This is a genomic window from Nocardioides islandensis, assembly GCF_015352455.1.
Lineage (GTDB): Bacteria > Actinomycetota > Actinomycetes > Propionibacteriales > Nocardioidaceae > Nocardioides > Nocardioides islandensis.
Genome location: NZ_JADKPN010000008.1, coordinates 74,214 through 99,691, shown reverse-complemented (window position 1 = coordinate 99,691; position 25,478 = coordinate 74,214). Strand labels below are relative to the sequence as shown.

General features: G+C 72.5%; 22 protein-coding genes. 9 read left to right on the top strand and 13 right to left on the bottom strand.

Annotated elements, in window-relative coordinates; translation table 11 throughout:
* Positions 1–42: 42 nt before the first annotated feature.
* Together ISU07_RS14040 and ISU07_RS14035 are read left to right on the top strand one after the other, a co-directional pair.
* A complete protein-coding gene (locus ISU07_RS14040) occupies positions 43–4,410 on the top strand; it encodes a S8 family serine peptidase (RefSeq protein ID WP_194707430.1) in 4,368 nt (1,455 codons plus the stop codon).
* A 63-nt stretch (positions 4,411–4,473) separates the two neighbouring features.
* Positions 4,474–4,944: a hypothetical protein gene (locus ISU07_RS14035; RefSeq protein WP_194707429.1), complete on the top strand. Its 471-nt coding sequence runs from the start codon at positions 4,474–4,476 to the stop codon at positions 4,942–4,944.
* 35 nt (positions 4,945–4,979) lie between these two features.
* Here ISU07_RS14035 and amaB read toward each other — a convergent pair whose 3' ends face one another.
* The gene (gene amaB / locus ISU07_RS14030; protein ID WP_194707428.1) at positions 4,980–6,506 is read right to left on the bottom strand and encodes an L-piperidine-6-carboxylate dehydrogenase; all 1,527 of its coding nucleotides are present in this window, start codon (positions 6,504–6,506) and stop codon (positions 4,980–4,982) included.
* Positions 6,503–8,644 carry a thiamine pyrophosphate-dependent enzyme gene (locus ISU07_RS14025; protein WP_194707427.1) on the bottom strand — a complete coding sequence of 714 codons (2,142 nt, stop codon included), beginning with the start codon at positions 8,642–8,644 and terminating at the stop codon, positions 6,503–6,505. Before ISU07_RS14025 ends, amaB begins: the two co-directional genes overlap by 4 nt.
* Positions 8,645–8,685: 41 nt before the next feature.
* On the opposite strand from ISU07_RS14025, the gene ISU07_RS14020 reads away from it, so the two are divergent.
* A complete protein-coding gene (locus tag ISU07_RS14020; protein ID WP_194707426.1) occupies positions 8,686–9,501 on the top strand; it encodes a thioesterase family protein in 816 nt (271 codons plus the stop codon).
* Between the two features lie 11 nt (positions 9,502–9,512).
* Here the strand turns inward: ISU07_RS14020 and ISU07_RS14015 are convergent, their stop codons facing one another.
* Positions 9,513–10,598, bottom strand: a complete 1,086-nt coding sequence (locus ISU07_RS14015) for a hypothetical protein (protein WP_194707425.1) — start codon at positions 10,596–10,598, stop codon at positions 9,513–9,515.
* A 17-nt stretch (positions 10,599–10,615) separates the two neighbouring features.
* Between ISU07_RS14015 and ISU07_RS14010 the strand changes: the two genes are divergently transcribed.
* From ISU07_RS14010 to ISU07_RS24835, 3 genes are all read left to right on the top strand, one after another.
* Positions 10,616–11,005, top strand: a complete 390-nt coding sequence (locus ISU07_RS14010) for a (deoxy)nucleoside triphosphate pyrophosphohydrolase (protein WP_194707424.1) — start codon at positions 10,616–10,618, stop codon at positions 11,003–11,005.
* 677 nt (positions 11,006–11,682) lie between these two features.
* Positions 11,683–12,594, top strand: coding sequence for an N-acetyl-1-D-myo-inositol-2-amino-2-deoxy-alpha-D-glucopyranoside deacetylase (gene mshB / locus ISU07_RS14005; protein ID WP_323742610.1), 912 nt, complete (start codon positions 11,683–11,685; stop codon positions 12,592–12,594).
* 65 nt (positions 12,595–12,659) lie between these two features.
* Positions 12,660–14,309, top strand: coding sequence for a VanW family protein (locus ISU07_RS24835; RefSeq protein WP_194707422.1), 1,650 nt, complete (start codon positions 12,660–12,662; stop codon positions 14,307–14,309).
* Here ISU07_RS24835 and ISU07_RS13995 read toward each other — a convergent pair.
* From ISU07_RS13995 to ISU07_RS13980, 4 genes are all read right to left on the bottom strand, one after another.
* On the bottom strand, positions 14,273–14,698 hold the full coding sequence (locus tag ISU07_RS13995) for a RidA family protein (RefSeq protein ID WP_194707421.1): 426 nt from the start codon (positions 14,696–14,698) through the stop codon (positions 14,273–14,275). The genes ISU07_RS24835 and ISU07_RS13995 overlap by 37 nt on opposite strands.
* On the bottom strand, positions 14,695–15,975 hold the full coding sequence (aspS, locus tag ISU07_RS13990) for an aspartate--tRNA(Asn) ligase (RefSeq protein WP_194707420.1): 1,281 nt from the start codon (positions 15,973–15,975) through the stop codon (positions 14,695–14,697). Before aspS ends, ISU07_RS13995 begins: the two co-directional genes overlap by 4 nt.
* 205 nt (positions 15,976–16,180) lie before the next feature.
* A complete protein-coding gene (locus tag ISU07_RS13985; RefSeq protein WP_194707419.1) occupies positions 16,181–17,479 on the bottom strand; it encodes a carboxypeptidase-like regulatory domain-containing protein in 1,299 nt (432 codons plus the stop codon).
* Positions 17,480–17,605: 126 nt separating this feature from the next.
* Positions 17,606–18,520: a GNAT family N-acetyltransferase gene (locus ISU07_RS13980; RefSeq protein ID WP_194707418.1), complete on the bottom strand. Its 915-nt coding sequence runs from the start codon at positions 18,518–18,520 to the stop codon at positions 17,606–17,608.
* A gap of 86 nt (positions 18,521–18,606) precedes the next feature.
* Here ISU07_RS13980 and fdxA point away from each other — a divergent pair, with 86 nt between their 5' ends.
* The gene (fdxA, locus tag ISU07_RS13975) at positions 18,607–18,933 is read left to right on the top strand and encodes a ferredoxin (protein ID WP_194707417.1); all 327 of its coding nucleotides are present in this window, start codon (positions 18,607–18,609) and stop codon (positions 18,931–18,933) included.
* Positions 18,933–20,063, top strand: coding sequence for a succinyldiaminopimelate transaminase (dapC, locus tag ISU07_RS13970; protein ID WP_194707416.1), 1,131 nt, complete (start codon positions 18,933–18,935; stop codon positions 20,061–20,063). The genes fdxA and dapC overlap by 1 nt, the downstream gene beginning before the upstream one ends.
* A 259-nt stretch (positions 20,064–20,322) precedes the next feature.
* On the opposite strand, the gene ISU07_RS13965 is transcribed toward dapC, so the two are convergent.
* The 4 genes from ISU07_RS13965 to ISU07_RS13950 form a co-directional block, all read right to left on the bottom strand.
* Positions 20,323–20,517, bottom strand: coding sequence for a hypothetical protein (locus tag ISU07_RS13965; protein ID WP_194707415.1), 195 nt, complete (start codon positions 20,515–20,517; stop codon positions 20,323–20,325).
* A 320-nt stretch (positions 20,518–20,837) separates the two neighbouring features.
* Positions 20,838–21,806 carry a hypothetical protein gene (locus tag ISU07_RS13960; RefSeq protein ID WP_194707414.1) on the bottom strand — a complete coding sequence of 323 codons (969 nt, stop codon included), beginning with the start codon at positions 21,804–21,806 and terminating at the stop codon, positions 20,838–20,840.
* 18 nt (positions 21,807–21,824) lie between these two features.
* Positions 21,825–22,763: a 2,3,4,5-tetrahydropyridine-2,6-dicarboxylate N-succinyltransferase gene (dapD, locus tag ISU07_RS13955; RefSeq protein WP_194707413.1), complete on the bottom strand. Its 939-nt coding sequence runs from the start codon at positions 22,761–22,763 to the stop codon at positions 21,825–21,827.
* A 35-nt stretch (positions 22,764–22,798) separates the two neighbouring features.
* Positions 22,799–23,332, bottom strand: a complete 534-nt coding sequence (locus ISU07_RS13950) for a DinB family protein (protein WP_228521902.1) — start codon at positions 23,330–23,332, stop codon at positions 22,799–22,801.
* Positions 23,333–23,409: 77 nt separating this feature from the next.
* Here ISU07_RS13950 and ISU07_RS13945 point away from each other — a divergent pair, with 77 nt between their 5' ends.
* Positions 23,410–23,574 (top strand): hypothetical protein, encoded by a 165-nt coding sequence (locus tag ISU07_RS13945; protein ID WP_194707412.1) that lies wholly within the window; start codon positions 23,410–23,412, stop codon positions 23,572–23,574.
* 3 nt (positions 23,575–23,577) lie between these two features.
* Here the strand turns inward: ISU07_RS13945 and ISU07_RS13940 are convergent, their stop codons facing one another.
* Both ISU07_RS13940 and ISU07_RS13935 read right to left on the bottom strand, forming a co-directional pair.
* Positions 23,578–24,462, bottom strand: a complete 885-nt coding sequence (locus ISU07_RS13940; RefSeq protein ID WP_194707411.1) for a diacylglycerol kinase catalytic domain-containing protein — start codon at positions 24,460–24,462, stop codon at positions 23,578–23,580.
* Entirely contained in the window at positions 24,459–25,409 is a 951-nt protein-coding gene (locus tag ISU07_RS13935; protein ID WP_194707410.1) for an SPFH domain-containing protein, read from the bottom strand. The genes ISU07_RS13940 and ISU07_RS13935 overlap by 4 nt, the downstream gene beginning before the upstream one ends.
* Between the last annotated feature and the right edge of the window lie 69 nt (positions 25,410–25,478).

Here is a 25,478-nt window from a genome sequence, read left to right as displayed (position 1 = left end):
GCCAGTCCGCACACCATCGACCATCACCGTCAAGGGGTCTCGATGAGCCTGCCCTACTTCCGCACGTCCCTGTCCACATCTCGTGCCCGGTCCGCCCGCGGGTCGTTCGCCTCCGTCGCCGCCCTGAGCCTCGCGCTCGGCACCGCGCTGGTCGGGCTGACCACGCCGGCCGCACAGAGCGCTGCTGCGCCCCGGGCGTCCGCGTCCGTCGCGCACTCGCCGCTCGCCGTCGCCGCGTCCACCAGGGCCGGCAAGCCGCCGAAGGTCGACTACGCCATCCATCTCCGGGGCCGCATCATCGGTCCGGATGCTCGCGTCGACCGAAAGCTGCTCCGCTCCATCAAGCACGGAGCGACCACGAGACACGTCATCGTGCAGCTCGAGCGGCTGCCCAAGGCCGGTCGTCGCGACATCGCCGGCCTGGGCGCGATCGGCATCCGTCCGGTCGGCTACCTGAGCAGCACCACCGGGGCGAGCACCGCGTACGTCGCGGCCGTCCGGCCGAGCCTCAACACGCGCAGTGCCACGTGGAAGAACCTCGTCCGCACCATGGTCCCGCTCCGGGCGCGCGACAAGGTGGACAGCCGCTTCCAGCGAGGTGACGCGCTGATCCAGTTCTTCCGGGACGTGTCGGCCAAGCAGGCCTCCGCCTCACTGGCCCGGGTCGGCGTGAAGGCCGAGAAGTACGGTGTGGGTTCCTACACGGCCAGGCTGTCGGCCAAGCAGGTCTCGAAGCTGTCGAAGACCGACCGGGTGCAGTGGATCCAGGCGGGCCCGGTCCGCAACGCCCCGGTGAACGACAAGAGCCGCGCGCTGATCAACGTCGACGCGGCCCAGCAGCTCGACACGGCGTCCGGTCAGTACAACGGCCTGTCCGGCCTCGGCACCGTCGTCGGCATCATGGACACCGGCGTCGACAGCGAACACCACGACTTCGACGGCCGCATCGACCGTGCGCAGGACAACGGCAGCGGCAGCGACCACGGGACGCACGTGGCCGGCATCGCGGCGGGCAGCGGCTTCCAGAGTGACAAGAACGACGACAACAACAGCCCCAACGGCGGGACCGCCTTCCAGTGGCGCGGCATGGCGCCCCAGGCCCACATCGTCGCCTACGGCCAGGACCACAGCGCCCCCACGCTCATGGACGCGATCAACAACTTCGGCATGGACGTGAGCAACCACTCCTACGTGCTGCAGCTCCAGGGTCAGTACGACGCCGACGTGGCGTCCGTGGACACCATCGCGCGCGGCGACGCGGGCTTCCCGGCGCGCACGATCGTCTGGGCGGCGGCGAACAACGCCGACTACGCGTACACCTGCTCCGCGACCGATCCTCTGTACCCGAACCAGCCCCGGCCGCAGTACCCCGGGCTCGACGGCAGCGGGAACTGCCCCGGGGCCTACCAGACCGGCTACTTCTCGGTGCTGAGCCCCTGCAAGAACTGCATCGACGTCGCCGCCATGACTCCCAACCCGGGCTCCACCTGGGCGACGTTCTCCAGCCTCGGCCCGAACATGGACGGCCGACTCGGCCCGATCGTCGCGGCCGACGGCTCCGGCGTGGTCTCCGTCGGGGCGGACGTGCCCACGCCGGGCAACGGCTACCGGATGAAGAGCGGTACGTCGATGGCTGCCCCGGCGGTCAGCGGCGTGGTCGCTCTGATGCGCCAGCAGTACGGACTGAGCGGCTACGGCATCAACGGCCCGCTCACCTCCACCGACAAGGCGATCCTCATCCAGACCGCGGTCGACCAGGTCGGCACCAGCGGCGCCGGCAACCCGAACAACGACACGGGTGTGCCGACCACCTGGGGCGCCGGCCCGGACTGGGTGACCGGGTTCGGCACCGTCGACGCCCTGGCGGCGACGAACCTCATCAAGGCCCACGGCTTCGTCGAGGGCTCCGTGGACGCCGCCGGCCCGACGGACGCCTTCCCGGTCTCGGTCGTGCCCGGGCAGAAGCAGGTCAAGATCTCGCTCGCCTGGAACGACCGCCCCGGCGACCCCACGACCGATCTCACCGCAGCGAAACTGGTCAACGACCTGGACCTGACCCTGACCGACCCGAATGGTGTGACGCACCGGCCGCTGGTGCTGCCGGTGATCACGCCGTTCGACTGCGACAACGTCACGGCCGGCAACCAGGCCGGCACGTGTGCGGGCAACCAGGACACCGGCAACTTCGCCACGGTCGCCACCGAGGGCACCGACCGGCGCAACGTCGTCGAGCAGGTCGTCGTCGGTTCGCCGGCAGGACCCAACCTGCCCGTCGGCACGTGGACCGCGCGTGTCAGCGTGCTCAACAACGACACCACGGTGCGCCTGCCGATGGGCGGCGCGCAGACCTACTCGCTGGCCGGTGTGACCGACGCGCGGGCGAACCTGTCCGTGAGCAAGTCCGACACCCCGGACCCGGCCACCGCCGGCAACCAGCTCTACTACGACATCACGGTGACCAACCACGGCCCCGACGACGCGACCAACGTCGCCGTGCAGGACGTCCTGCCCGCCGGTGTCGACTACGTCACCAACGACATCGCGCCGCCGAACGGCTGCGTGGAGGCTCCTGCCGGCACGCTGACCTGCACGCTGGGTGACATCAAGAACGGGCAGAGCAAGACCTTCCGGATCAAGGTGTTCATCCACCCGGACCTGGTCTCGAGCCACAACCCGGCTCAGCCGTTCACCATCTTCAACACGGCGACTGCTGCGTCCAACACGCCCGATCCCGACACGTCGGACAACTCCGACACCGAGGGCACGATCGTGGAGGACAGTGCGGACCTGCGGGCGACCAAGCTCTGCAAGCCCGACACCACGCTGCTCGCCGGGCAGACGGCGCACTGCACGATCTTCATCGACAACCTCGGGCCGTCGTACGCCCGCTCGGTGACCCTGACCGACGTGATGCTGGCCAACGGCTCGTTCGCGGTGAGCAGCATCCAGCCCAGCCAGGGCTCCTGCGGCCTGGTCGGCCCCGTGACCGGCGGCCAGCGGTTCGTGTGCAACCTGGGCACGCTGGCGAACGCCACTCCATCGACGGCGGGGCGGGCCACGGTCGACTACGACGTCACGGCGGACGAGGCGATGGACATCAACAACGTCGCCACCGTCACGGCGTCGACGCCCGATCCCGACACGACCAACAACATCGCCCAGCACTCGTTGAGCGTCACGGCCGTGACCGACCTCCAGATCACGAAGACGCTGACGATCCCCGCAGCGCCGCCGGTGGTCGCCGGGACCGATGCCACCTACACGATCACGATCAAGAACAACGGTCCGTCGACGGCCACCGGGGTGAAGGTCGAGGACAACGTCCCGGCCGGGACCCAGGTGCTGGCGGTGACGCCGTCCGCAGGCACGTGCAACGCGGGCGTGCCCGGTGACGCGTTGCGGCCGACGGTGTGCTCGTTCGGGAACCTGGCGAAGAACGAGACCCGGACGGTCACGGTGGCGATCCACATCCTGCCCGGGACCCGTGGTCCGCTGAACAACGACGCCCGGGTGAGCAGCACCACCTTCGACAACGACCTGTCGAACAACCTGGCCACCACCGGCAGCTCGGTGGTCGGGTCGGCCGACCTGTCGATCACCAAGTCCGACTCGCCGGACCCGGTCGTCGCGGGCTCGCAGCTCACCTACACGATCACCGTGACGAACGGCGGCCCGTCCACCGCTGATGACGTGGTCGTGACCGACGCGTTGCCGGCCGGGACGTCGTACGTCTCGGGCGTCAACGGCAGCAACCAGACGGTGTGCACCCTGGTGCAGAACAACACCGTGACCTGTTCCCTGGGCACGTTGCAGCCGGGCACGACGGGCACGATCTACCTGACGGTGAAGGTCGCCGCTTCCGTGCCGACGGGGACGGTCCTCTCCAACACCGTGTCGGTGGGCTCGCGGACTCCCGACCCGAACAACGCCAACAACACGGCCACCGAGACCACGACGGTGACGACGTCGGCCGACGTGTGGCTCGACAAGCAGGCCACGCAACGCTCCGGCAACCCGGCGCCGACCGTGATCTACACGCTCGTCGTGCACAACGACGCCGGTTGCGAGACCGACGCCCAGTCGACGCAGACGCCCACCTGTGGTGACGGCGGCCCGTCCGATGCGAAGGACATCACGGTCGTCGACACCCTGCCGTTGACCAACAAGAAGCTGACGGTGCAGTTCGTCTCGCCGCAGTGCACCTACAACAAGTCGACCCACAAGGTCACGTGCACCGCGTCGAACCTGCCCGCCGGGGCCAAGGTGACGTTCGTGATCGAGGCGCAGGTCCAGGGCAGCGTCGGCACCATCCTCAACACCGCCACGGTGACCAGCACCACGCCCGACCCCGCGACGGGGAACAACACCAACGCGGCGTCCATCGTGATGAAGGGCGGAACGGGCAAGTAGATGTGCCGGGGGGTCAGCCGGCCGGCCTCGTGCCGGCCGGCACACCCGGCCCGTGGTCGTGACGTGCCGGAGGTCGCCCGGATGCTGCTGGCGTGGGGGGTGGCCCTGGCCCTGACGGCCTGCTCGGACGCCGGCGGATCCTCGGACTCCCGGGAGTCCGGGCCGGTGTCGCCGACGGCCCCGCCCCCGACCGCGACGACGGCGGGTCCCGACGCGGCGGTGGCGACGCAGCTGCGCGCCGTCGCTGGCTGCGAGGGGTCCGGGCTGAACAACCACGTGGCGGACTTCTCCTGGAGACCGGCCGAGCCGCCCGGCGACGGACAGCGACTCGTCCTCAGCTACGTACCCGGTGGCCTCGAGACCGACGCCTTCTTGCGGACGGGGACGCTCCCGGCCGACCAGTCCAGCTATCACTGGACCCAGATGAACCCGGGCACCGGTCCGCGTACCTGGCGCGTGCTCACCAAGCGCGGTGCCACCTGGGTACGGAGCGAGACGGCCACCTTCCACGGGGTGGACTGCCCGGACGGTTGACCTGACGTGCGCCGGGAGCCGGCTCCGCTGCTCGATCAGACGTCGAACGTCACGCCCTGGGCCAGCGGCAGGTCGCCGGAGTAGTTGATGGTGTTGGTGGCGCGCCGCATGTACGCGCGCCAGGCGTCCGAGCCGGACTCGCGGCCGCCGCCGGTCTCCTTCTCGCCGCCGAACGCGCCGCCGATCTCGGCCCCGCTCGTCCCGATGTTGACGTTGACGATGCCGCAGTCGGAGCCACCGGCGGACATGAACAGCTCGGCCTCGGCCTGGTCCTGGGTGAAGATCGAGGACGAGAGCCCTTGCGGCACGGCGTTGTTGAGGGCGATGGCCTCGTCGAGGTCGTCGTACGCCAGGACGTACAGCAGCGGCGCGAACGTCTCGGTGTGCACCACGTCGCTCTGCGCCGGCATCCTCACGACGGTCGGCTGCACGTAGTAGGCGTCCCGCGCGTCGGCGTCGAGCACCCGCGACCCGCCGACGACGAGGGAGCCGCCCGAGGTGGTGGCCGCCGAGATCGACGTGGAGTACGACGCGAACGCGCGCTCGTTGACCAGCGGGCCGACCAGCGTGCCGTCGTCCAGGGGCGAGCCGATGGGCAGCTTCTCGTACGCCGCCGCGACCCGGTCGGTGACCGCGTCGACGACCGAGGAGTGCGCGATCACCCGGCGCATGGACGTGCAGCGCTGGCCGGCGGTGCCGGCGGCCGAGAAGACGATGCCGCGCGTGGTCAGGTCGAGGTCGGCCGACGGCCCGACGATCGCCGCGTTGTTGCCGCCGAGCTCGAGCAGCGACCGCCCGAACCGGGCGGCAACCCGCGGCCCGACCTCCCGGCCCATCCGGGTCGAGCCGGTCGCCGACACCAGCGCGACGGCGGGGGAGTCGACGAGCGCCATGCCGACGGCGGCGTCGCCGAGCACCACCTGGGACTCGTCCCCGGAGAACCCCGCGTCGACCAGGGCACGGCGCAGCAGCGCGGCCGACGCGAGGGCACACAGGGGCGCCTGCTCCGACGGCTTCCAGACGACGGTGTCGCCGCAGACCAGGGCGATCGCGGTGTTCCACGACCACACCGCGACCGGGAAGTTGAACGCCGAGATGACCCCGACCACGCCGAGCGGGTGCCAGGTCTCCATCAGGCGGTGCCCGGGCCGCTCGCTCGTCATCGTCCGGCCGAAGAGCTGCCGAGACAGACCGACGGCGTAGTCGCAGATGTCCACCATCTCCTGGACCTCGCCGCGCGCCTCGGAGCCGATCTTCCCGACCTCGAGGGTGACCAGGGTCGCCAGGTCGTCGAGGTGCTCGCGCAGCAGCTCGCCGAACCTGCGCACCACCGCGCCACGGACGGGCGCGGGCACGAGACGCCACGCGTCGTACGCCGCCGCGGACCGCGCCACGGCCGCGTCCACGTCCGCCGGCGTCGACCACGCGAGCGAGGAGACCGGCAGCCCGTTGACCGGCGACCGGCCCACCTGCGCGCCGCCGGCGGCCGACAGGTCGACGCCGCACGCCGCCGCGGCTGCGGCTGCGCGGGACGAGAGGTCGGACTCGGAGGGGAGGCTCATACGAGCGACGATAAGGCAGCGACCACGTCGTCCTCCGTGAGCACCACGTGGGCGGCGGCCGGCCCGAGCGGCACGAAGGAGTCCTCGGCCGTCACGCGGGCGATCCGCCCGCCGTACCCGCCCTCGACCAGCGCCGTCACCACGCCCTCGGAGACCCCGCCGGAGCGCCGCGTCTCGTCGACGACGAGCACCGCCGGGAACGCCGCGACGACCGAGAGCAGGTGCAGCACCGGCAGCGGCACCAGCCAGCGCAGGTCGAAGACGGTCGCCTCCACCCCGGCCCGCTCGGCGGCCCGCCTGGCCATCGCGACGCCGTTGCCGAACGTCACGACCAGCACCTCCCGGCCGCCCCAGTGGAGGCGCCCGGTCTCGCGGTCGGACTTGCCGGGACGCCAGGCCTCGGGGGCGGCGTACGGCGCGGCCTCGTCCTTGTCGTGGTACAGCGCGGTCGGCTCGAGCAGCACCCCGACCCGCCCCTCGCCGACGGCGAGTCCGGCCAGGGTGCGCAGCAACGCCGGCGCCTCGGCCGCGCTGGACGGGCAGGCGACGAGGATGCCGGGGATGTCGCGGAGCACGCCGATCGCGTTGTCGTTGTGGAAGTGGCCGCCGAACCCCTTCAGCGACGCCAGCGAGGCGATCCGCACGACCATGCCGTTGGCGTACTGACCGTCGGAGAAGAACTGCAGCGTCGCCGCCTCGCCGCGCAGCTGGTCCTCGGCGTTGTGGAGGTACGCCAGGTACTGGATCTCTGCGATCGGCAGCAGCCCGGCCAGCGAGGCGCCCAGCGCCAGGCCGAGGATCGTCTGCTCGTCGAGCGGGGTGTCGAAGACCCGCGCGGCACCGAACGTCTTCTGCAGCCCCAGCGTGACGCCGTACACGCCGCCCTTGGTGCCGACGTCCTCGCCGAGCACGATCGCCTGCGGGCAGGCCGCGAGCACGTCGGTGAGCGCGGCGTTGACCGACTGCGCCAGCGTCAGCGGCCCGGCCTCCTCGGGCAGCCCGCGCGGGAAGGACGCCTTGCGGTCGTCGGCGGCGGCGAGGTGGGCGGCACGCGTACGTCGGTCGAGCGGCCGCATCACGTCCGCGGCCGACTCCAGCCGGTCGGCCGGTACGGCGTCGCGCGCGGCGCCGGCGACCCGGCTGCGCGCCGCTTCGTACCTGGCCAGCACCGCGCCCGGGGACCAGCCCGCGTCGACCAGCGCCCGGGCGGTGCCGAGCAGGGGGTCGCGCTCGTAGTCGGCGACCACGTCGCGCTCGCGCCGGTACCCCAGCTCGGCGTCGGACCCGGCGTGGCCGAGGTACCGCACGGTCCGCAGGTGCAGCAGCACCGGCTTCCGCTCCGACCTGACCCACTGCGCGGCCTCGGTGGCCACCGTCAGGGTGTCCAGCGCGTCGGCGCCGTCGGCCGCGACGTACTCGAACCCAGGCCGCGAGGACAGCGCCTCCTCGACCCAGCCCGGCGGGCTCGGCACCGAGATGCCCCAGCCGTTGTCCTCGACCACGACCAGCAGCGGGAGCGGGAGCCGCTGGTGCACGGCGTGGCCGGCCGCGTTCAGCGCCCCGACGGCCGTCGAGTGGTTGATCGACGCGTCGCCGAGGCTGGCCACCACGACGGCGTCGTCGGGCCACGGCGTGGTGACCCCGATCCGCTGGGCGCGGTGGATGCCGAACGCCACCCCGACGGCGCGGGGCAGGTGCGAGGCGATGGTCGACGTCTGCGGGATCACGTGCAAGGCCGGGTGGCCGAACACCTTGTGGCGGCCGCCGGTGATCGGGTCGCGGACCGAGGCGGTGAGCCCGTGCAGCACGTCGCGCACCGGGTCGACGCCGCTGACCTGGGCAGCGCGGGCGCAGTAGAAGCCGCCGGACCGGTAGTGCAGCAGCGCGGGGTCGTCGGGCCGCAGCGCCAACGCCACCGCCGCGTTGCTCTCGTGCCCGGCCGACCCGATCGTGTAGAAGCCCTCGCCCTGCGCGTGCAGGTCGCGGGCCACGAAGTCGAGGTGCCGGCTCAGCGCCTGCGCCTCGAACAGCCGGCCCAGATCGTGGTCCAGCCGCTCGTCCGGCTTCCCTGCCGGAGGCGCCGGAGCGGGCCAGGAGGCGACGGTCGACCTGAAGTGCTCGTCGAGGCCCACCGTCACCCGACCCACTATGCCGTGGCCCGGCCGATAGCCTCCGGCGGGTGACCGACGTACCCGCCGAGTTCGACCGCGCCACCGGAGTCACCGCCTCCGCCGACGGCACGTACGCCGCCGACCTGGGCGCCGGCTGGGTGGTCGGCGGCGGCGTGAACGGCGGGTACCTGCTGGCCACCCTCGGTCGCGCCCTCGGGCAGACGGTGCCGGGCAAGCCCGACCCGGTCGCGATCAGTGCCTACTACCTCGCCGCCAGCACTCCGGGACCGGCGACGGTCACCACGCGGGTGCTCCGCGACGGCGGATCGGTGGCGACCCTGGCCGCGGACGTCAGCCAGGGCGACAGCCACCGGATCACCGCGCTGGCGGCGTACGGCGACCTGTCCGGGCTGACCGACGACGTCGCCACCACCGCCTCCCCGCCCGACCTCCCGCCGCTCGAGCAGTGCGTCGGGTTCGGCGACGCGCCGCCGGAGTTCCGCGACCAGGCACCGCCGCTGATGTCGCGGTTCGACATGCGCTTCGACGTGGCGTCGGCCGGCTGGGCGGTGGGCACGCCGAGCGGCCGCGGGCTGATCCAGTGCTGGTTCCGGCTGCCCGACCGCGAGCCCGACCCTCTGTCGCTGCTGCTGGCCGTGGACGCCATGCCGCCCGCGACGTTCGACCTCGGGATGTACGGCTGGGCGCCGACGCTCGAGCTCACCGCCCATCTGCGCGCCCGGCCCGCCCCCGGCTGGCTACGGCTGCGGCACGCCACCCGCAACGTCGCCGGCGGGATGTTCGAGGAGGACTGCGAGGTCTGGGACTCCGCCGACCGGCTGGTCGCGCAGTCCCGCCAGCTGGCGCGTACCCCGCGGCCGTAGCCGGCAGTGGATCAGTCGAAGTAGCTGCGCTTCATCGAGAACACCCAGCGGCGGTGCGGGTGCTCGCTGACGGACCAGAAGCGGTCGGTCGAGGGCCAGTAGGCGATGTCCTCTGGTCCCATCGGGGTCGCGAAGCGGTGCTCCTCCAGGTTGCCGGGCGTGCCGACGTACATCGAGCCCGGCTTCCACGGGCCGTGCGAGACCGTCACGTGGTAGCGGCCGTCGACGATCGAGGCGCCCTGCATCCGCACCACGCCGCCCTCGTCGAAGGCCATCGGCCGGGCGTACCCGTCGTCGCCGGTGGCCAGCATCAGGGTGTCGGGCTCCAGGTCGTACCTGGCCAGCCGCGTCGTCTGTCCTGTCTGCCCGTACTCGCCCGCGACGATCGCCGGTCGCTCCCCGCCGCGGTCCAGCGACAGGAACGAGTAGCGCAGCCGCGTGGTGCCGTCGTCGGCGTACGCCTTGTAGGAGAAGCGGACCGGGAGGACGTACCGGTAGCCGTACGACGCGACCTGGCCGCCGCTGACCAGGCCGAGCCGGTCCCACGCACCGTGCCCGCGCACGTCCGGCACGTGCATCAGGTCGTCGACCTTGCAGGTGATCAGCCCGCGCGCGGTGGCGGCGACGTGGAGGTAGGGGCCGTTCCAGACGATGCCACCGGCGTGCACCCGCAGCGGCCGGAGCACGAGCATCCCGTGCCGGTCGAGGACGGGGACGACGAGCAGCACGTGCCGGTACCGCAGCGACGCCAGGTCGACGAAGGTGATCCGGACACCGCGTTCGTCCTTGGCGTACCAGCTCACCGCGAGCACGTGCTTGCCACCGATGTCCTCGGTGTCGGAGGCGTCGGCCGACGTCGACACGCCCTGCGGCCACCACACGGGGTCCGTCCGGTCGCGCTCGTCCCACGAGAAGCCCCAGTCGACGGCCTGCCCGAGGCGCCACCTGCCGAGCAGGAACGTACGCCGGGCCTGCCGGTTGAGGTCCGCCAGCACGGCGTCGACGCCGGCCCGCCCGCCCAGCAGCGTGGCCATCGCCTCGATCTCGCGGACGTTCTCGTCCGTGCGCCGCAGGTGCACGCCGTGGGTCACGGACATCACCCTAGGGTCGGAGGGTGAGGGCGCTCGTGGTCGGCGCGGCGGTCGTGCGCGACGGCCGCGTGCTCGCGTGCCGGCGTACGTCGCCTCCCGAGGCCGCCGGCCGGTGGGAGCTCCCCGGGGGCAAGGTCGAGGACGGCGAGACGCCGGAGTCGGCCCTGGTGCGGGAGGTGCGGGAGGAGCTCGGCTGCACCGTCGCCGTCGAGCGGTGGCTGGACGCCGAGGCGCCGATCGGCGAGGGGTACGTGCTGCGCGCCGCGCTCTGCACCCTGGCCGCCGGCGAGCCGGTGCCGGTGGAGCACGACGCCGTCCGCTGGCTCGCGCCCGACGAGCTGGACGACGTCGACTGGCTCGCCCCCGACCGCCCGTTCCTGCCGCAGATCCGCGTCGCGCTGGTCGAGCCGTGAGGCCGGCTTGTGTCTGACCGGGTCTCGACACGGGCTCGCCCAGGGGCTCGCCCGGCTGATGGTGGTCGAGCCGTGAGGCCGGCCACGGCCGAGCGTGTCGAGACCCGGTGACCGTGGTTGAGGCCGGCTTGTGTCTCACCGGGTCTCGACACGGGCTCGCCCTGGGGCTCGCCCGGCTCGACCACCATGGGCGCCTGACCGGCTGGTGGTGGTCGAGCCGTGAGGCCGGCCACGGCCGAGCGTGACCGGCTGATGGTGGTCGAGCCGTGAGGCCGGCCACGGCCGAGCGTGACCGGCTGGTGGTGGTCGAGCCGTGAGGCCGGCCACGGCCGAGCGTGTCGAGACCCGGTGACCGTGGTGGAGGCCGGCTTGTGTCTGAGGGGGTCTCGACACGGGCTCGCCCAGGGGCTCGCCCGGCTGATGGTGGTCGAGCCGTGAGGCCGGCCACGGCCGAGCGTGTCGAGACCCGGTGACCGTGGTGGTGGCCGGCTTGTGTCTGAGGGGGTCTCGACACGGGCTCGCCCGGGGGCTCGCCCGGCTCGACCACCATGGGCCGGGTCTCGACACGGGCTCGCCCGGGGGCTCGCCCGGCTCGACCACCATGGGGCGGGTCTCGACACGGGCTCGCCCGGGGGCTCGCCCGGCTCGACCACCAGGGGGCGCCTACGCTCGAACCCGTGACTTCTGCACCTGACGAGCGCATCCTCCTCGTCCACGCCCACCCCGACGACGAGACGATCCAGAACGGCGTGACGATGGCGAAGTACGTCGCCATGGGCCGCGGGGTCACGCTCGTCACGTGCACCGCCGGCGAGATGGGCGAGATCCTCGTCCCCGAGCTCGAGCACCTCGCCGCCGACCGGGAGGACGGGCTCGGGGAGCACCGGCGTGGCGAGCTCGAGGACGCGATGAAGGAGCTCGGGGTCACCGACCACCGGTTCCTGGGCGGGTTCGGCACCTACCGCGACTCGGGCATGCAGTGGCACGAGGACGGGTACGCCGTCCCCGCCGACGACACTCACGCCAACGCCTTCTGGAACGCCGACCTGCGCGAGGCCGCCGACCACCTCGTCACCGTCATCCGCGAGGTCCGGCCCCAGGTGCTGGTCACCTACGACCAGTTCGGCAACTACGGGCACCCCGACCACATCCAGGCCCACCGCGTGGCGACGTACGCCGCGTCGCTGGCCGCGGTGGCGTCGTACAAGCCCGACCTCGGCGAGCCGTGGGACATCCCGAAGATCTACTGGACGGCGATGTCCGAGAGCCGCTTCCGCGAGCGGCTGCGCCGGCTGCGCGACGAGGGCGACACCGAGACGTGGAAGGGCATGGAGCCCGACGACGACTTCGGCCCGTGGGTGACGCCGGACGCGATGATCAGCGCCCGCGTCGACGGCGCCGACGAGATCGACACCAAGCTGGCGGCCCTCGCGCGGCACCGCAGCCAGGTCAAGCTGGACGGCCCGTTCTTCGCGGGCGCCGAGAACGGCTCGTCGATGTGGGGCGAGGAGTTCTACCGGATCGCCAAGGGTTCGCGGGGTCCGGTGGGCGACGAGGGGTGGGAGTCCGACCTCTTCGCGGGCCTCTGACGGGTCCCTGACACACCCGGTTCGATGAGCCGGACCCGGCCGCCCGGGCTCCCTACCATTGACCGGTGGGGCGAAACGACCGCGATCGAGCCGGCGCCAGGGTGGTGCTGGTGATGCTCGTGGTGCTCATGGTGCTGGTGGGAGGCGGGTACGTCGCGGCGTACGCCGGGTCCCAGCACAAGACTCCGCGCGGGACGACGGTCTCCGGGGTCAACGTCGGAGGGCGCTCGCTGATGGCCGCCGCCCAGGCACTGCGGGCCGGACTGGCCACCCGGGTCAACGCGCCGATCACGCTCGACATCGGCGGCAAGAAGCAGGATGCGATGCCGGCCGAGATGGGGCTGGGCATCGACTACGTCGCCTCGGTGCGGCAGGCCGGCGCCGGCGACAGCTGGGAGCCGGAGCGGCTCTGGGACTTCTACACCGGCGGCGCCGACCTGGACGCGGTGGTCACGGTCTCGGCGATGACGATGACCGACTTCGTCGCGGGGCTGGCGGCCGGCAGCGGCGTCACCCCGCGCGACGGCGGCGTGCGGTTCGACCACCAGCGGGTCCAGGTCGTGGAGCCGCGGGCCGGGCGCACGATCGACCCCCAGCAGGCGCAGGCCGCGATCACCGCGGCGTTCCTCTCGAACGACCGCACCGCCCACATCGACCTGGTGCCCTCGGCACCGGCCGTCGACGACGAGGACGTGCAGGAGGCGGTCCGGACGTTCGCAAATCCCGCGATGTCCGGGCCGGTCGCCCTCGAGCTCGACACGCAGCAGGTGCGGCTCCAGCCCCGCGACTTCGCCGACGCCCTGTCGATGCGGGCGGTCGACGGACGGCTCGTGCCGCAGGTCCAGGCCGCCCGGCTCGTGGCGCTGGTCAAGGACCGGCTGCTCGGCCACGGCAAGCCGCAGGACGCGGAGGTGGCGCTGATGGGCGGCCGGCCCCACGTCCGGCCCGCGATCAACGGCGTGAGCTTCGAGCCGGCGTCGGTGGTGGCGGCGTTCACCGCCGCGCTGGTGCTCCCCGAGGGCCAGCGCGTCGCCCCCGTCGACGTCGAGCTGCACGAGCCGACGTTCACCACCGAGGACGCCACCGCGCTGGGCATCGAGCACCGGGTGGCCGTCTACTCCACGACGTACTCGGTCCAGGACGACGGCCCCGACCTCGAGCGTGCTGTGTCCCTGCTCGACGGGACCGTGATCAAGCCGGGCGACACCTTCTCGTGGGCGACCGTCGCCGGCGGCGGCTACGGCGCGGACGCGCTGCCGGTCGCGACCGCGCTGTGGAACGCCGCGTTCGAGGCGGGGTACGGCGACGTCGAGCACCACGCGCCGGCGACGTACGGCGGCCGCTCGCCGGTCGGCCGGCAGGCCACCGTCGAGGGGGGAGCGGACCTGCGGTTCTCGGTCGACTCGCCCTCGGGTGTCCTCGTCCAGGCCAAGCTCACCGGTGCCGCGCCGGGGTCGCCGGGGACGGTGAAGATCGTGCTGTGGTCGACGGCCGCGTGGGAGGTCACCACGTCGACGTCGGCGCGCTACGCACTCGTCGAGCCGGCCACGGTCGACGGTGGCACCGACGGCTGCGTGCCGTCCGCCGGCCGACGCGGCTTCAGCGTCGACGTCAGCCGCCACCTGCACAGCCTCGTCGACCCGGCGACCGCCGACCGCGACGAGACGGTGACGACGACCTACGCGCCGGTCGACGCCGTCGTCTGCCCCGGCTGATCCGGCGGGTCCGGCAGCACCGCGTCCAGCTCGACCTCGACCACCCACCGGGGGTCGAGCATGCCGACGACCACGAGCATCGTGGACGCCGGCCGCACGTCGGCGAACACCTCGCCGTGCGCCTGGCTGGCCGGACCCTCGTACCTGCGGTCGGTGAGGTACGTGCGCGTGCGCACCGCGTCGCCGGCGGACCCGCCGAGCCGGGCGAGCGCGTCGAGCGCGATCTCCCAGCAGCGGCGGGCCTGCACGAGCGGGTCGGGGTCGACGTGGCCGTCGGGCCAGATCGGCGCGGTGCCCGACACGTACACGTGTCGTCCGGTGCGCACGGCCCGGCTGAAGCCCACGGTCTGCTCGTACGGCGACCCGCTGGCCACGCGTTCGTCGCTCATGGGGCCAGCCGGTGGAGGTCGCGCGGGAAGAGCGTCACCTCACGGATGTTAGGGCTCTGCGTGAGCCGCCCGACGAACCGTTCGAGCCCGATCGCGAAGCCGCCGTGCGGCGGGATGCCGCGCCGGAACGCCTCGACGTACGACGCGTAGGGCTCGTACGGGTAGCCGCGCTCCTCCAGCGTGCGCACGTAGTCGTCGTACCGGTGCAGCCGCTGCGCCCCGCTGACCAGCTCGGTGCCGCGGAAGATCAGGTCGAAGGACCGGCTCCAGTGCGGGTCGGCCGGGTCCGGGTGGCTGTAGAAGGCGCGGTTCGCGGTCGGGTACCCCTCGACGACGACGAAGTCGCTCCCGTGCTCGGCCCTGGCCCACTCACCGAGTGCTCGCTCGTGGGCAGGAGCCAGGTCGGGCTCGTCGGCGGGTGCGCCGGCGATCTCCAGCGCCTCGCGGAAGTGCAGGAGCGGGATCTCCTCCAGCACCACCGGCAGCTCGATCCCGAGCCGCTCGACGGCCGGGGCGGCGTACGTGCCGACGGCCTCCACCATGCCGGCGACGACGTCGCGGAGCACCTGGATCACCTCGCGGTGGTCCTCGATGAACCCGAGCTCGACGTCCAGGCTGAGGAACTGCGCGACGTGGCGCACCGTGTCGTGCGGCTCCGCGCGGAACACGGGCCCGACCTCGTAGACGCGCTCGAACACCCCGACCAGCACCTGCTTGTAGAACTGTGGTGACTGGGCGAGGTACGCCGGCCGGCCGAAGTAGTCGACCTGGAAGACGTTCGCGCCGCTCTCGGTGGCCGACTCGACCAGCTTGGGCGTGGCGATCTCGGTGAACCCGCCCGCGTCGAGGGTGTCGCGGAAGCCCTTCATCGCGGCCGCCGCCAGCTCCCACTTGGCCCGCTGCACCGGGTGCCGCCAGGTGACCGCCGCGTGGTCGAGCAGCGTCGGGAGGGAGGCGCTCAGCGTCGGCCGCCACAGCTCGACGGGCGGGGTGTCGGCGTCGTCGGACAGCGCGGTCACGGTCGGGTCGGTGACCTCGACGCCACCGGGCGCCTGTGGGTTCGCGGTCGCCGTCCCGGTCACCTCGACCGGCGTCTCCTCCGGCGGCAGTCCCTGCGCGGCGTCTCCGCGGACGACCACCTGCGCGAGGCCGGAGCGGTCGCGGACCACCAGGAAGGTCAGCTGCGCCAGCTCGCGCCGGCGGTGGACCCAGCCCTGGATGCGGACGGGCTCGCCGGGGGTGGCGGTCGGCAGGTCGGTACAGAGCGTGCGTTGCATGGTTACCTCCAGTAGGCGGAAAGCCCTGGAGGTGTGGGCGGGGGCAAGGTCGCGGTGCCACCACACCTTCGCCGGGTCGGCCCCGGCCTCTCGTCGGTACGCCGGACGCGCGGACCCGGCTCCTCTCTCGAGCGAGGGTTGTCAGGCCTCACCGGTGTCGGGGCCAAGCGTACGGACGCCCCAGGCGCGCCGCCACACCGATTCGTCAGCGCTCGACCTCGGCACTGCGCCGAGTCCTGACCCGGAGTGGCTCGTACCCGGAGGCCGAGGCCTTCACGCGGACACTCAGACGCTGGCCGACCAGCTGCGAGCCGATGACGAGGGTGCGTTTGGTGGCGCCGCGGATCTTCGTGTGTCCGGCGAACCACTGGTAGTGCAGCTTGACCTGCTGTGGCTGCCACTGGCCAGACGTGACCTTGATCTTCTGTCCCACCCGCAGGACGCCCCTGATCCTGGGCGACTCGCTGTTGTGGATCACACCCGGCTTCACCATCGCCGTCGACTCCGACTGCGCGTAGCCGATCCAGTAGCCCGGTTGGGAAGCGGTCACGCGCACGCGGATGGTCCTGCCGATGTCCGCCGCCGTCGGTCTGAACGTCGATCCGGTCGCTCCCGGGATCGCCACTCCTTTGGACTGCCACTGGTAGGTCACGCTCACACCGGCGGGCACCCAGGAGCCTGGCGTGGCGGTGAGCTCCTCGCCGACCCGCGGCCTTCCCAGGATGTCGGGGGGAAGCACGTTCCTGATGGCCAGCGGTCCCTGCGCAGGGTCCAGCACCGCGTCGAGGCCACTCACCTGCTGGCCTACGGCGACGGCAATCGGAGCGGCGCTCTCCAGGGTGCCCGCGTCGTTCCAGTACTCGTCGACCTGCCAGATGGCGTCGTGGAACCCTAGGCGGTAGGTGCCGGCCTGGAGGCCGGCCGCACGGTAGGCGCCGGTCCCGTCCAGGTAGGCGTTCGCACGCCACTTGTAGGCGCCACCGACCAGCCGGTAGACGACGACCATGCCCTTGGTGACGGGCGTCCCGTCAGGATGGGTGAGTCGTCCCGAGAGGACGGCCGCGGGTGCGAGCGACGCGTCGATCCCCGTCGTCGCCCCGGCGCTGCTCGCCGCGACCGGGTCGGACGTCTCCATGTCGAGCTTGTTGTCGTAGTACTCGGTCGCGTACGCGCCGGAGGGATCGTCGAACGACACCCGGTAGGTGCCGTCGTTCATGAAGATGTCGTACCCGCCCGTCGCGTCGGTGAGCTTCGAATAGACCGAGGCGCCCTGGCCCGGCGGCGGGAGGGTCCAGACGCCGACCATCACACCGGCGAGCGGCTGGCCGCCCGAGTCGGTGACGGTCCCGATGATGTGGCCCGGGGCGGCCGCCGCGGCACCGCCGACCACCGCATCGTCGGCCACCGCGATGGCCGACGACGTCCCACCGACCGTGCCCATCGTCAGCAGGCCGCCGACCACGAGCGCCAGAGCCCCTGGAGGGCGAGCGAGCCACCTGTGCATGACCTCACCTCGTTCCATGTCGAGCGCCGCCGCAGGTCAGATGGCGGTGCACCACCAGGTTGCGACGTCCGTCGGTCGGGGGGCAGAGGCAACCGACCTCCCGTCGCAGGACCGACGGCCCCGGGTTCAGCGCCCGGGCGTCAGGTACGCGTACTGGTGGTGGGTCGTGAAGCCGAGCGACTCGTACAGCGCGAGGGCAGGTGAGTTGTCGCCGAGGACCTGGAGGTACGCCGTGGTGGCGCCGAGCTCGGCGGACCAGGCGAGGAGCGCGGCCATGATCGTGCGGGCGAGGCCCTGGCGGCGCCGGAGCGGGGCGACCTCGATGCCGCGGAAGCCGACCCAGTCGTCGGCGTACGCCGCGTGGCCCTGGGCGGCGCCGGGGAGGCAGGCGGTGGCGATCCCGCCGTCCAGGGTGATGACCACCGCGGAGACGTCCACCGACGCGACGGCACGGGCGGCGGTGGCCACCGGGGCGAGCTGGAACAGGGTGTCGGCGTCATGGCTCTCGGGCACCCAGCCCAGCTCCTCGAAGTAGCGCCGCTCGTCCGAGGTGCCGAGCACCGCGGCGACCGGTGGCTTGCCCAGCGCCGCGTAGTGCGCCTCGACCCCGGCGACCTCCACCCCGCCGTACTCACCCCCACCGGGGAACGCGAGCACGGAGTTGGCCCGCCGGGCGGTGGCGGTCGCCGACGACCGGAGCAGCCAGCCGGACGGGCCGTCGACCTCGCGCACCTCGAGGTCGGGGAAGAGCGTGAACGCCCGCACCTGCGCATCCCGCGGCGACACCCGCAGCCGTGGTGAGGGCCGGGGCGGGACGGGCTTGCCGGACACGATGTCGGCGACCGGGATCGCGACGTCGGGCCCGCCCGCGTCCGGCGACACCACGCACAGGCCGTCGCCCCACGCCACGCACACGCCGAGCAGGTCGGTCATCGCCGGGCCGCCGGACGGGCCCGTCTCGCCCGGCAGCACGCGCCGGACCACGATCCGACTCCCCACGACATGCGGGCCCAAGGAACGGGCCTGGGCGGAGGTCGGCACGGGCAAAGACTAGGCTGGGGCCAGTCAACGGCAGAGCCCGCGACACCGTCTCGCCCACCAGTGTGGTCTGTAACAGGAGGAACAGGGTGACCTACGTCATCGCCCAGCCGTGCGTCGACCTGAAGGACCGGGCCTGCGTCGACGAGTGTCCCGTCGACTGCATCTACGAGGGCAAGCGGATGCTGTACATCCACCCCGACGAGTGCGTCGACTGCGGCGCCTGCGAGCCCGTCTGCCCGGTCGAGGCGATCTTCTACGAGGACGACACCCCGGAGGAGTGGAAGGCCTACTACGACGCCAACGTCCACTTCTTCGACGACCTCGGCTCGCCCGGTGGCGCGGCCAAGCTCGGCGAGATCGACCACGACCACGAGCTCGTCGCGGCCCTGCCGCCCCAAGAGCACGACGAGTAGTGCGCCAGCGGGTCTCCCAGAGACTCCCTGACTTCCCCTGGGACAAGCTCGCCCCCGCGGCCGAGCGCGCCCGCGCGCACCCCGACGGCATCGTCGACCTGTCGGTGGGCACGCCCGTGGACCCGACGCCCGAGTCCGTACGGCGCGCGCTCGCGGACGCCGCGGACAGCCCGGGGTACCCCGTCACGATCGGCCGGACCGAGACCCGCGCGGCCGCCCTCGGCTGGATGGAGCGCCGCCTCGGCGTGACCGGCCTCGGGCTCGACGCCGTGATCCCGAGCATCGGCTCCAAGGAGATGGTCGCGAGCCTGGCCCTCCACCTGGGCGTCGGCCCCGGCGACCTGGTCGTGTATCCCGAGCTCGCGTACCCGACCTACGACGTCGGCGCGCTGCTCGCCGGCGCCCGCACCCTCGCCGCCGACTCGCTCACCGCGATCGGTCCCGAGCGACCGGCGATGCTCTGGCTGAACTCGCCCTCGAACCCCACCGGCCGGGTGCTGCCGGTCGACCACCTCCGCAAGGTCGTGGAGTGGTGCCGCGAGCGCGGCACGGTACTGGTCTCCGACGAGTGCTACGTCGAGCTCGGCTGGGAGACCCAGCCGGTCTCCGTGCTGCACCCGGACGTCTGCGGCGGCTCGCCGGACGGCATCCTGGCCGTCCACTCGCTGAGCAAGCGCAGCAACCTCGCCGGCTACCGGTGCGCGTTCGTCGCCGGGGACCCGGACCTGGTCACCGAGCTGCTCGAGGTCCGCAAGAACCTCGGCCTGATCCTGCCCGGACCGCAGCAGGTCGCCATGGCGGCCGCCCTGGCCGACGACGCGCACGTGGACGAGCAGCGGGAGCGGTACGCCGCCCGGCGCGCGCTGCTGCGGCCGGCGCTGGAGGGCGCGGGGTTCCGGATCGACCACTCCGAGGCGTCGCTGTACCTGTGGGCGACCCGCGGTGAGGACTGCTGGGCCACCGTCGACGCCCTGGCCGAGCTCGGGATGCTGGTCGCGCCCGGGGCCTTCTACGGGGCCGCCGGGCGTGAGCACGTGCGGGTGGCCCTGACGGTCACCGACGAGCGGGCGGCCACGGCGGCACAGCGCTTGGCAACCAGCGGACAGACCTCGGGGTCAAGGACCCGGTAACGGGCTGGCAAAGGCCGAGGTGAAGGCGCTGGTAAAGGTCCAGGTAAAGCACCCGGTAAAGCACTCGGTAAAGTCGCAGGTCGTCGCGGCCCGCGCGCGAGAACCCTGGCCGGAAATGCACCGAGCCGATATCGGCGGACCTAGGTCTCGCGGATATCGGCTCGTTTCCGGGAATTCACCGGGAATTGCACGGAAAAAGAGCCGCGGCGCCCGCCCCCCCAGACGGGCGCCACAGCCTTGTGAAGAACATGCGCCTCTCTCAGCAGACCGAGGCGTCGTACAGGTCTCGCGCCTCGATCTGGTGCTCGGCCAGCCGGCCCGGCACACGAACGGCGCTGATCGCGTCCATCCGTACTACCGAGTGGTCGTTCTGGGCGTCCACGAGTACCACTCCGTACCCGTCCACTCCCGCGACGACCCCGGTCAGCCACTGGCCCCCGACCAGCACCTCCACTATTGCGTCGTGATCGTGCGCTCGGTTGAGCGCAGTTCCCATCGTCAAGATCGTGGAACTCTGCATGTTCCCAATCACCCCCCCGCTTGCCGAAAAGCCCCCTCCTCGGCGTTGAAGAGAAAGTTAGCCTGCGAGATAGGGGCTGTGTAGCCCTATCGGCTGCTGATTTCGTCGTGTCGCGACGGTAGTGCCACGGGAGTCGTCACATTCAGGCAAACGGCTTGTCACTGGTCCAGACCACCACGCCTCCCGGCGAGTTCTGAGCGTGGCAACGCCTGTCAACGCGGTGTCGCGGACCCGATCCGGGCCCCGCGAGGGGCTCAGGGAGCGACGTCCACGTGCACGTGGTCGCGGTGCTCGAGGATGCTGCGGTCACCGGTGGAACCGCTCGGCACGCGGTAGTCGAGCCACCCCTCCGACGAGCGGGTGACCCGCCAGACCCGGTCGTCGAAGATGACCGTGGCGATGCCCAGCCGGTCGGCCTGCCCGACCAGGTAGCCGGCGATCGCCCAGCCCAGCCGCTTGTTGGCGGGGGAGACCGGGCGCACGAAGACGTCGATCGCCCGTCCCTCGTAGTGCGCGGAGCCGGGCATGTGGCCGTCGGTGACGCCGCCGGGGGCGAACCCGCCCAGCGGCAGCCCGCCGAACGTCCGCGTCAGGTCCGCCCGTACCTCGGCCGCCCGCCGGGTCAGCCCGGCCTCGTCGAGGTCGGCCGACTGCGTGGGCCGGTCGTCGTCGACGGTGCACCAGAACGCACCCGGCGAGTTGCCGGTCAGCGCCGACGCGAGCACGCGGGCGTCCTCCTCGTGGTCGGCGTACGCCCCCGGGAACCCCGACCGCTGCACCTCCTGCGCCGCCTCGGTGACCGGCAGGGACGTGTACCCGTCGACCTTCGCCAGCGCGTCGTAGAACGCGTTGATCGAGTGGTACGGGTCCAGGATCTGGGCCCGGGTGCCCCAGCCCTGCGACGGGCGCTGCTGGAACAGGCCGAGCGAGTCGCGGTCGCCGTACTCGAGGTTGCGCAGGTCCGACTCCTGGTACGCCGCGGCGAGGGCGATCGTGGCGGCCCGGGCCGGCATCCCGCGCCGGACCGAGAGGGCCGCGATCAGCGCCGCGTTGCCGGACTGCTCGAGGTCCAGCTCGACGCTGTGGCCGTCCACCTGCGCCTGGCACTCCTCCACGGGCGGCAGCAGGGGCGGCAACGAGCCGTCGTGCCAGGTCACGAACGCGGCCGCACCACCGAAGGCGAGCGCGGCGGCGACGAGGACGACGAGGAGACGACGGGTCACGCGGTCAGGTGCCGTCCGTCAGTTCGAGTGCAGGGCGGCGTTCAGCTCGATCCGGCCGGCCTTCCACGGCACCGCCTCGATCGTGCCGGTCACGGAGTTGCGGCGGAACAGGACGTGGTCGGACCCGGACAGCTCGAGCGCCTTGACGACCGTGCCGTCGGGGAGAGTGACCTTGGTGCCGGCCGTGACGTAGCAGCCGGCCTCGACGACGCAGTCGTCGCCGAGGGAGATGCCGATCCCGGCGTTCGCCCCGAGCAGGCAGCGCTCCCCGATCGAGACGACCTGCTTGCCGCCGCCGGAGAGGGTGCCCATGACCGAGGCGCCGCCCCCGATGTCCGAGCCGTCGCCGACCACGACGCCGGCCGAGACCCGGCCCTCGATCATGCAGGTGCCCAGCGTGCCGGCGTTGTAGTTGACGAAGCCCTCGTGCATGACGGTCGTGCCGGGGGCCAGGTGGGCGCCGAGGCGCACGCGGTCGCCGTCGGCGATGCGGACGCCGCTGGGCACGACGTAGTCGACCATCCGCGGGAACTTGTCGATGCCGAAGACCATGACCCGCTGACCCGCGGCCTGGAGCCGGGCCCGGGTCTCTTCGAAGCCGTCGACCGCGCACGGTCCGGCGCTGGTCCACACGACGTTGGTGAGGAGCGCGAAGGCGCCGTCCATCACCAACGTGTGCGGCCGCACCAGGCGGTGGGACAGCAGGTGCAGCCGCAGCCACATGTCCTCGGTCGTGGTCGCCGGTGCCCGCAGGTCGGCGGTGACCGTGCGTACCTCTCGGGTCACCCGGCGCGCGGTGTCGGGGCCGGCCAGCGCCTCGAGCCTCGCCCGCAGGTCTGGGTCCCCCTCGGAGGTCGGCTCGCCGAGCGCCGGCGCCGGGAACCACACGTCCAGGACGGCCCCGTCGTCGGCCACGGTGGCGAGGCCGAGTCCCCAGGCGGTCGAGTGCTCAGTCACGCGGCAAGGCTACGGGGACGCCCCACTGGCCAGACCTACTGACCGGTGCGGCCGTCGATGCACTCCCGCAGCAGGTCGGCGTGACCGCAGTGGCGGGCGTACTCCTCGACCATGTGCACCACGATGTCGCGGATCTCGACGTCGTCGCCGTGGTGCGACACGGTCGCGCCGAGGTCCTCCACGCCCGCGAGGTACTCCTCGGCGAGGTGCACCTGCTCGCGCCAGGTGGCGAACGCGTCGTCGACGACCGCCTGCTCGGCGACCGCGCCGTTGAAGTCGAGGTCGGCGTCGTCGGGCGACTCGTAGAGCCTCGGCACGTCCCGACCCGTGAGCACCCGCTGGAACCACTTGTGCTCGACGTCTGCGAGATGCCGGACCAGCCCGAGCAGCGACATGGTGGACGGGGGCACCGACCTCCGGGCCAGCTGCTCGGCGTCCAGGTCCTGGCACTTCAGCTCCAGGGTCAGCCGGTAGGTCCGCAGGTACTCGGTCAGCACGGCCTTCTCACCCCGGGGCACGAGGTCGGTGTCGCGGGGGTCGTCGGCGGGGTCCAGCCACATGTCGCTCATGCCCTCCAGCCCAGCCGACGCCGGGCGGGAGGAGCAACGGGTTTCCGCCCAGGCGCAGCGGGCGTACCGTGGCGAGCATGCGCGTACGTCGCACCCTCGCGGTCGCCGTCATGGTGCTGGCCTCCGTCACCTGGGGCGCCTCGGCCTCCGCGGCCCCGGCCCAGCACCGTGCTCCGGCCCACCACCCGATCCTGGTCAAGCACACGATGAGCTCGTGCGGCGTGATGGACGGCACCGCCTGAGGGCTACACCACGAGCCGCAGGGTCGTCTCGGCGACCCGGACGGTGAGCCGCTGTCCCCAGGCGAGCCGCAGGGCATCGGCCTCGATGCCGTCGCCGAAGCACACCAGCAGGTCCGAGGCGGACACCACCTCGAGCGCTCCGTCGCGGGCGACCAGGCCCTCGGTGAGTGACGTACCCGTGGCCGGGCTGGGCCACGCCTCCCGCACGAACCACGCCAGGCTCCTGTCGGCGCGACCCGGGAGCGCGAGCAGGCTGTGCCGCTCCTGCCAGGCCGAGCGCAGCCACCCGGTCGCCCCGGTGCCGGTGCCGACGAGCAGCCCGCTCGACGACTGCAGCTCGCTGCCGCCGCCGACCCTCAGCTCGTAGCGGGCCGACTGGTGGCCGGGCTGGCCGATGTACACCTCGTTGAGGGCCCGCACCGACTCGCCGGTGTCCGAGGTCGCCTCCACCATGGTCAGCTCCAGGCACGAGCCGTGGACCGCCCGGAGGATGGCGGCGCCGGCTGCCTCCGGGGCGTGCGGCACGAGCACGCCGGGGTTGCGACCCGGCTCGGGGTCGAAGCCGACGACGGGCTGGCCGTCGACGTACTTGGCGACGTTCGCCACCAGCCCGTCCTGCCCGACGACCAGCACGACGTCCTCGGGTGCGAACGCGAACCGGCTGAGGTCCGCCCGTTCGACCTCGCCGCGCCGCCAGGTAGCCGGGATGACCGCCGCGACCTGGCGCAGGGCCTCGCGCAGCCGCTCGTCCCGGTCCCGGACCTCCGCGAGCGACCGGCCCCGCTGCGCCAGGAAGAACTCGACCTGGCGGGCGGTGCCGTGCCGCGCGACCAGCTCGTCGTACTCCGAGCGGCGGTGCACGAGGATCGCCCGCGGTGCGAGGGTCATGACCCTCCTCCTCGACGCGCCCCTCCCGTGAGCCGCGCGAGCGCCTCGGTGAGCACGTCGGGGGTGACGGTGAGGTTCTCGATGTGCGGGAGGTTCGCCGCGACGTCCTTGAGGGCGAGGGCGAGCAGGGTCTCGCGGTCGACGGCGTCGTACGCCGCCAGCAGCGCGGCCTGGTTGTCCGCCTCGGCCTGGCCGACGGTGCGCTTGGCGGAGGCCGTGGTCTCGGCCTCGAGCTGCTCGTTGCGGCCGCGCTGGGTGACCAGCTCCTCCTCGCGGCGGGCGATCTCGATCTTGCTGGCGAGCTCGTTCTCCGCGATCGCGGACTCGCGCTCGACGGCCAGCGCCCGGCGCTCGTAGGTCGCCTTGTCCGCCTCGGTCTGGATCCGCTCGCGGGTCTCGACCTGGAGGGCGCGCTCGACGTCGGGGTCGGTGCGCACCGAGACGACGCGGACGTCGGTGACGACCAGGCCGCGCTCCCGGAGACGGGAGTCGGCCGCGAGCGCCGCGGCCACCGTGGTGCGGATCGGCCCGATCCCGTGGGCCAGTGCCTGCTCGAGGTCCATCCCGCCGATCAGCTCGACCGCCGGCTGCTGGGCCAGCTCGCTCATCAGGCCGCCGAGGGTCTCGAGGGGGGCCGACCGCCACGCGCCCGACCGTGGCGAGATGGCGAAGTCGGTCCGGGTGACCGCGACCGTCGGGTCCTCGACCCGGAAGGTGACCGTCGAGGCGACGGTGACGTCCTGGAAGTCGGAGGTGCGGGCGTGGAAGAGGACGGTCTGCTCGCGGTCCTCCAGCGGGACCTCGGCCAGGGCCGCGGTTCGGGGCTGGAACCAGAACGACTGGCCGGCCCCGGCACGGCGTACCTTCCCGCCGTGCTGGTGCTGGACCCATGTCGTCGGGTCCGAGCGGAGGTGACTGACAAACGGGTAGTGACGGATCTCGGCCATGGTGACCATCTCCTCTTCTCTTTATCGTCAGTCTGACGATAGTGCGCCGCGTGACTTGTCGTCAATTTG

Coding starts and splice junctions, on each gene's coding strand:
- ISU07_RS14040 (WP_194707430.1), top strand. CDS start 43: ATGAGCCTGCCCTACTTCCGCACGTCCCTGTCCACATCTCGTGCCCGG.
- amaB (WP_194707428.1), bottom strand. CDS start 6,506: ATGAGCCTCCCCTCCGAGTCCGACCTCTCGTCCCGCGCAGCCGCAGCC.
- ISU07_RS14015 (WP_194707425.1), bottom strand. CDS start 10,598: ATGTCCGTGACCCACGGCGTGCACCTGCGGCGCACGGACGAGAACGTC.
- ISU07_RS13995 (WP_194707421.1), bottom strand. CDS start 14,698: ATGAGCGACGAACGCGTGGCCAGCGGGTCGCCGTACGAGCAGACCGTG.
- aspS (WP_194707420.1), bottom strand. CDS start 15,975: ATGCAACGCACGCTCTGTACCGACCTGCCGACCGCCACCCCCGGCGAG.
- ISU07_RS13985 (WP_194707419.1), bottom strand. CDS start 17,479: ATGCACAGGTGGCTCGCTCGCCCTCCAGGGGCTCTGGCGCTCGTGGTC.
- ISU07_RS13950 (WP_228521902.1), bottom strand. CDS start 23,332: ATGAGCGACATGTGGCTGGACCCCGCCGACGACCCCCGCGACACCGAC.
- ISU07_RS13945 (WP_194707412.1), top strand. CDS start 23,410: ATGCGCGTACGTCGCACCCTCGCGGTCGCCGTCATGGTGCTGGCCTCC.
- ISU07_RS13940 (WP_194707411.1), bottom strand. CDS start 24,462: ATGACCCTCGCACCGCGGGCGATCCTCGTGCACCGCCGCTCGGAGTAC.
- ISU07_RS13935 (WP_194707410.1), bottom strand. CDS start 25,409: ATGGCCGAGATCCGTCACTACCCGTTTGTCAGTCACCTCCGCTCGGAC.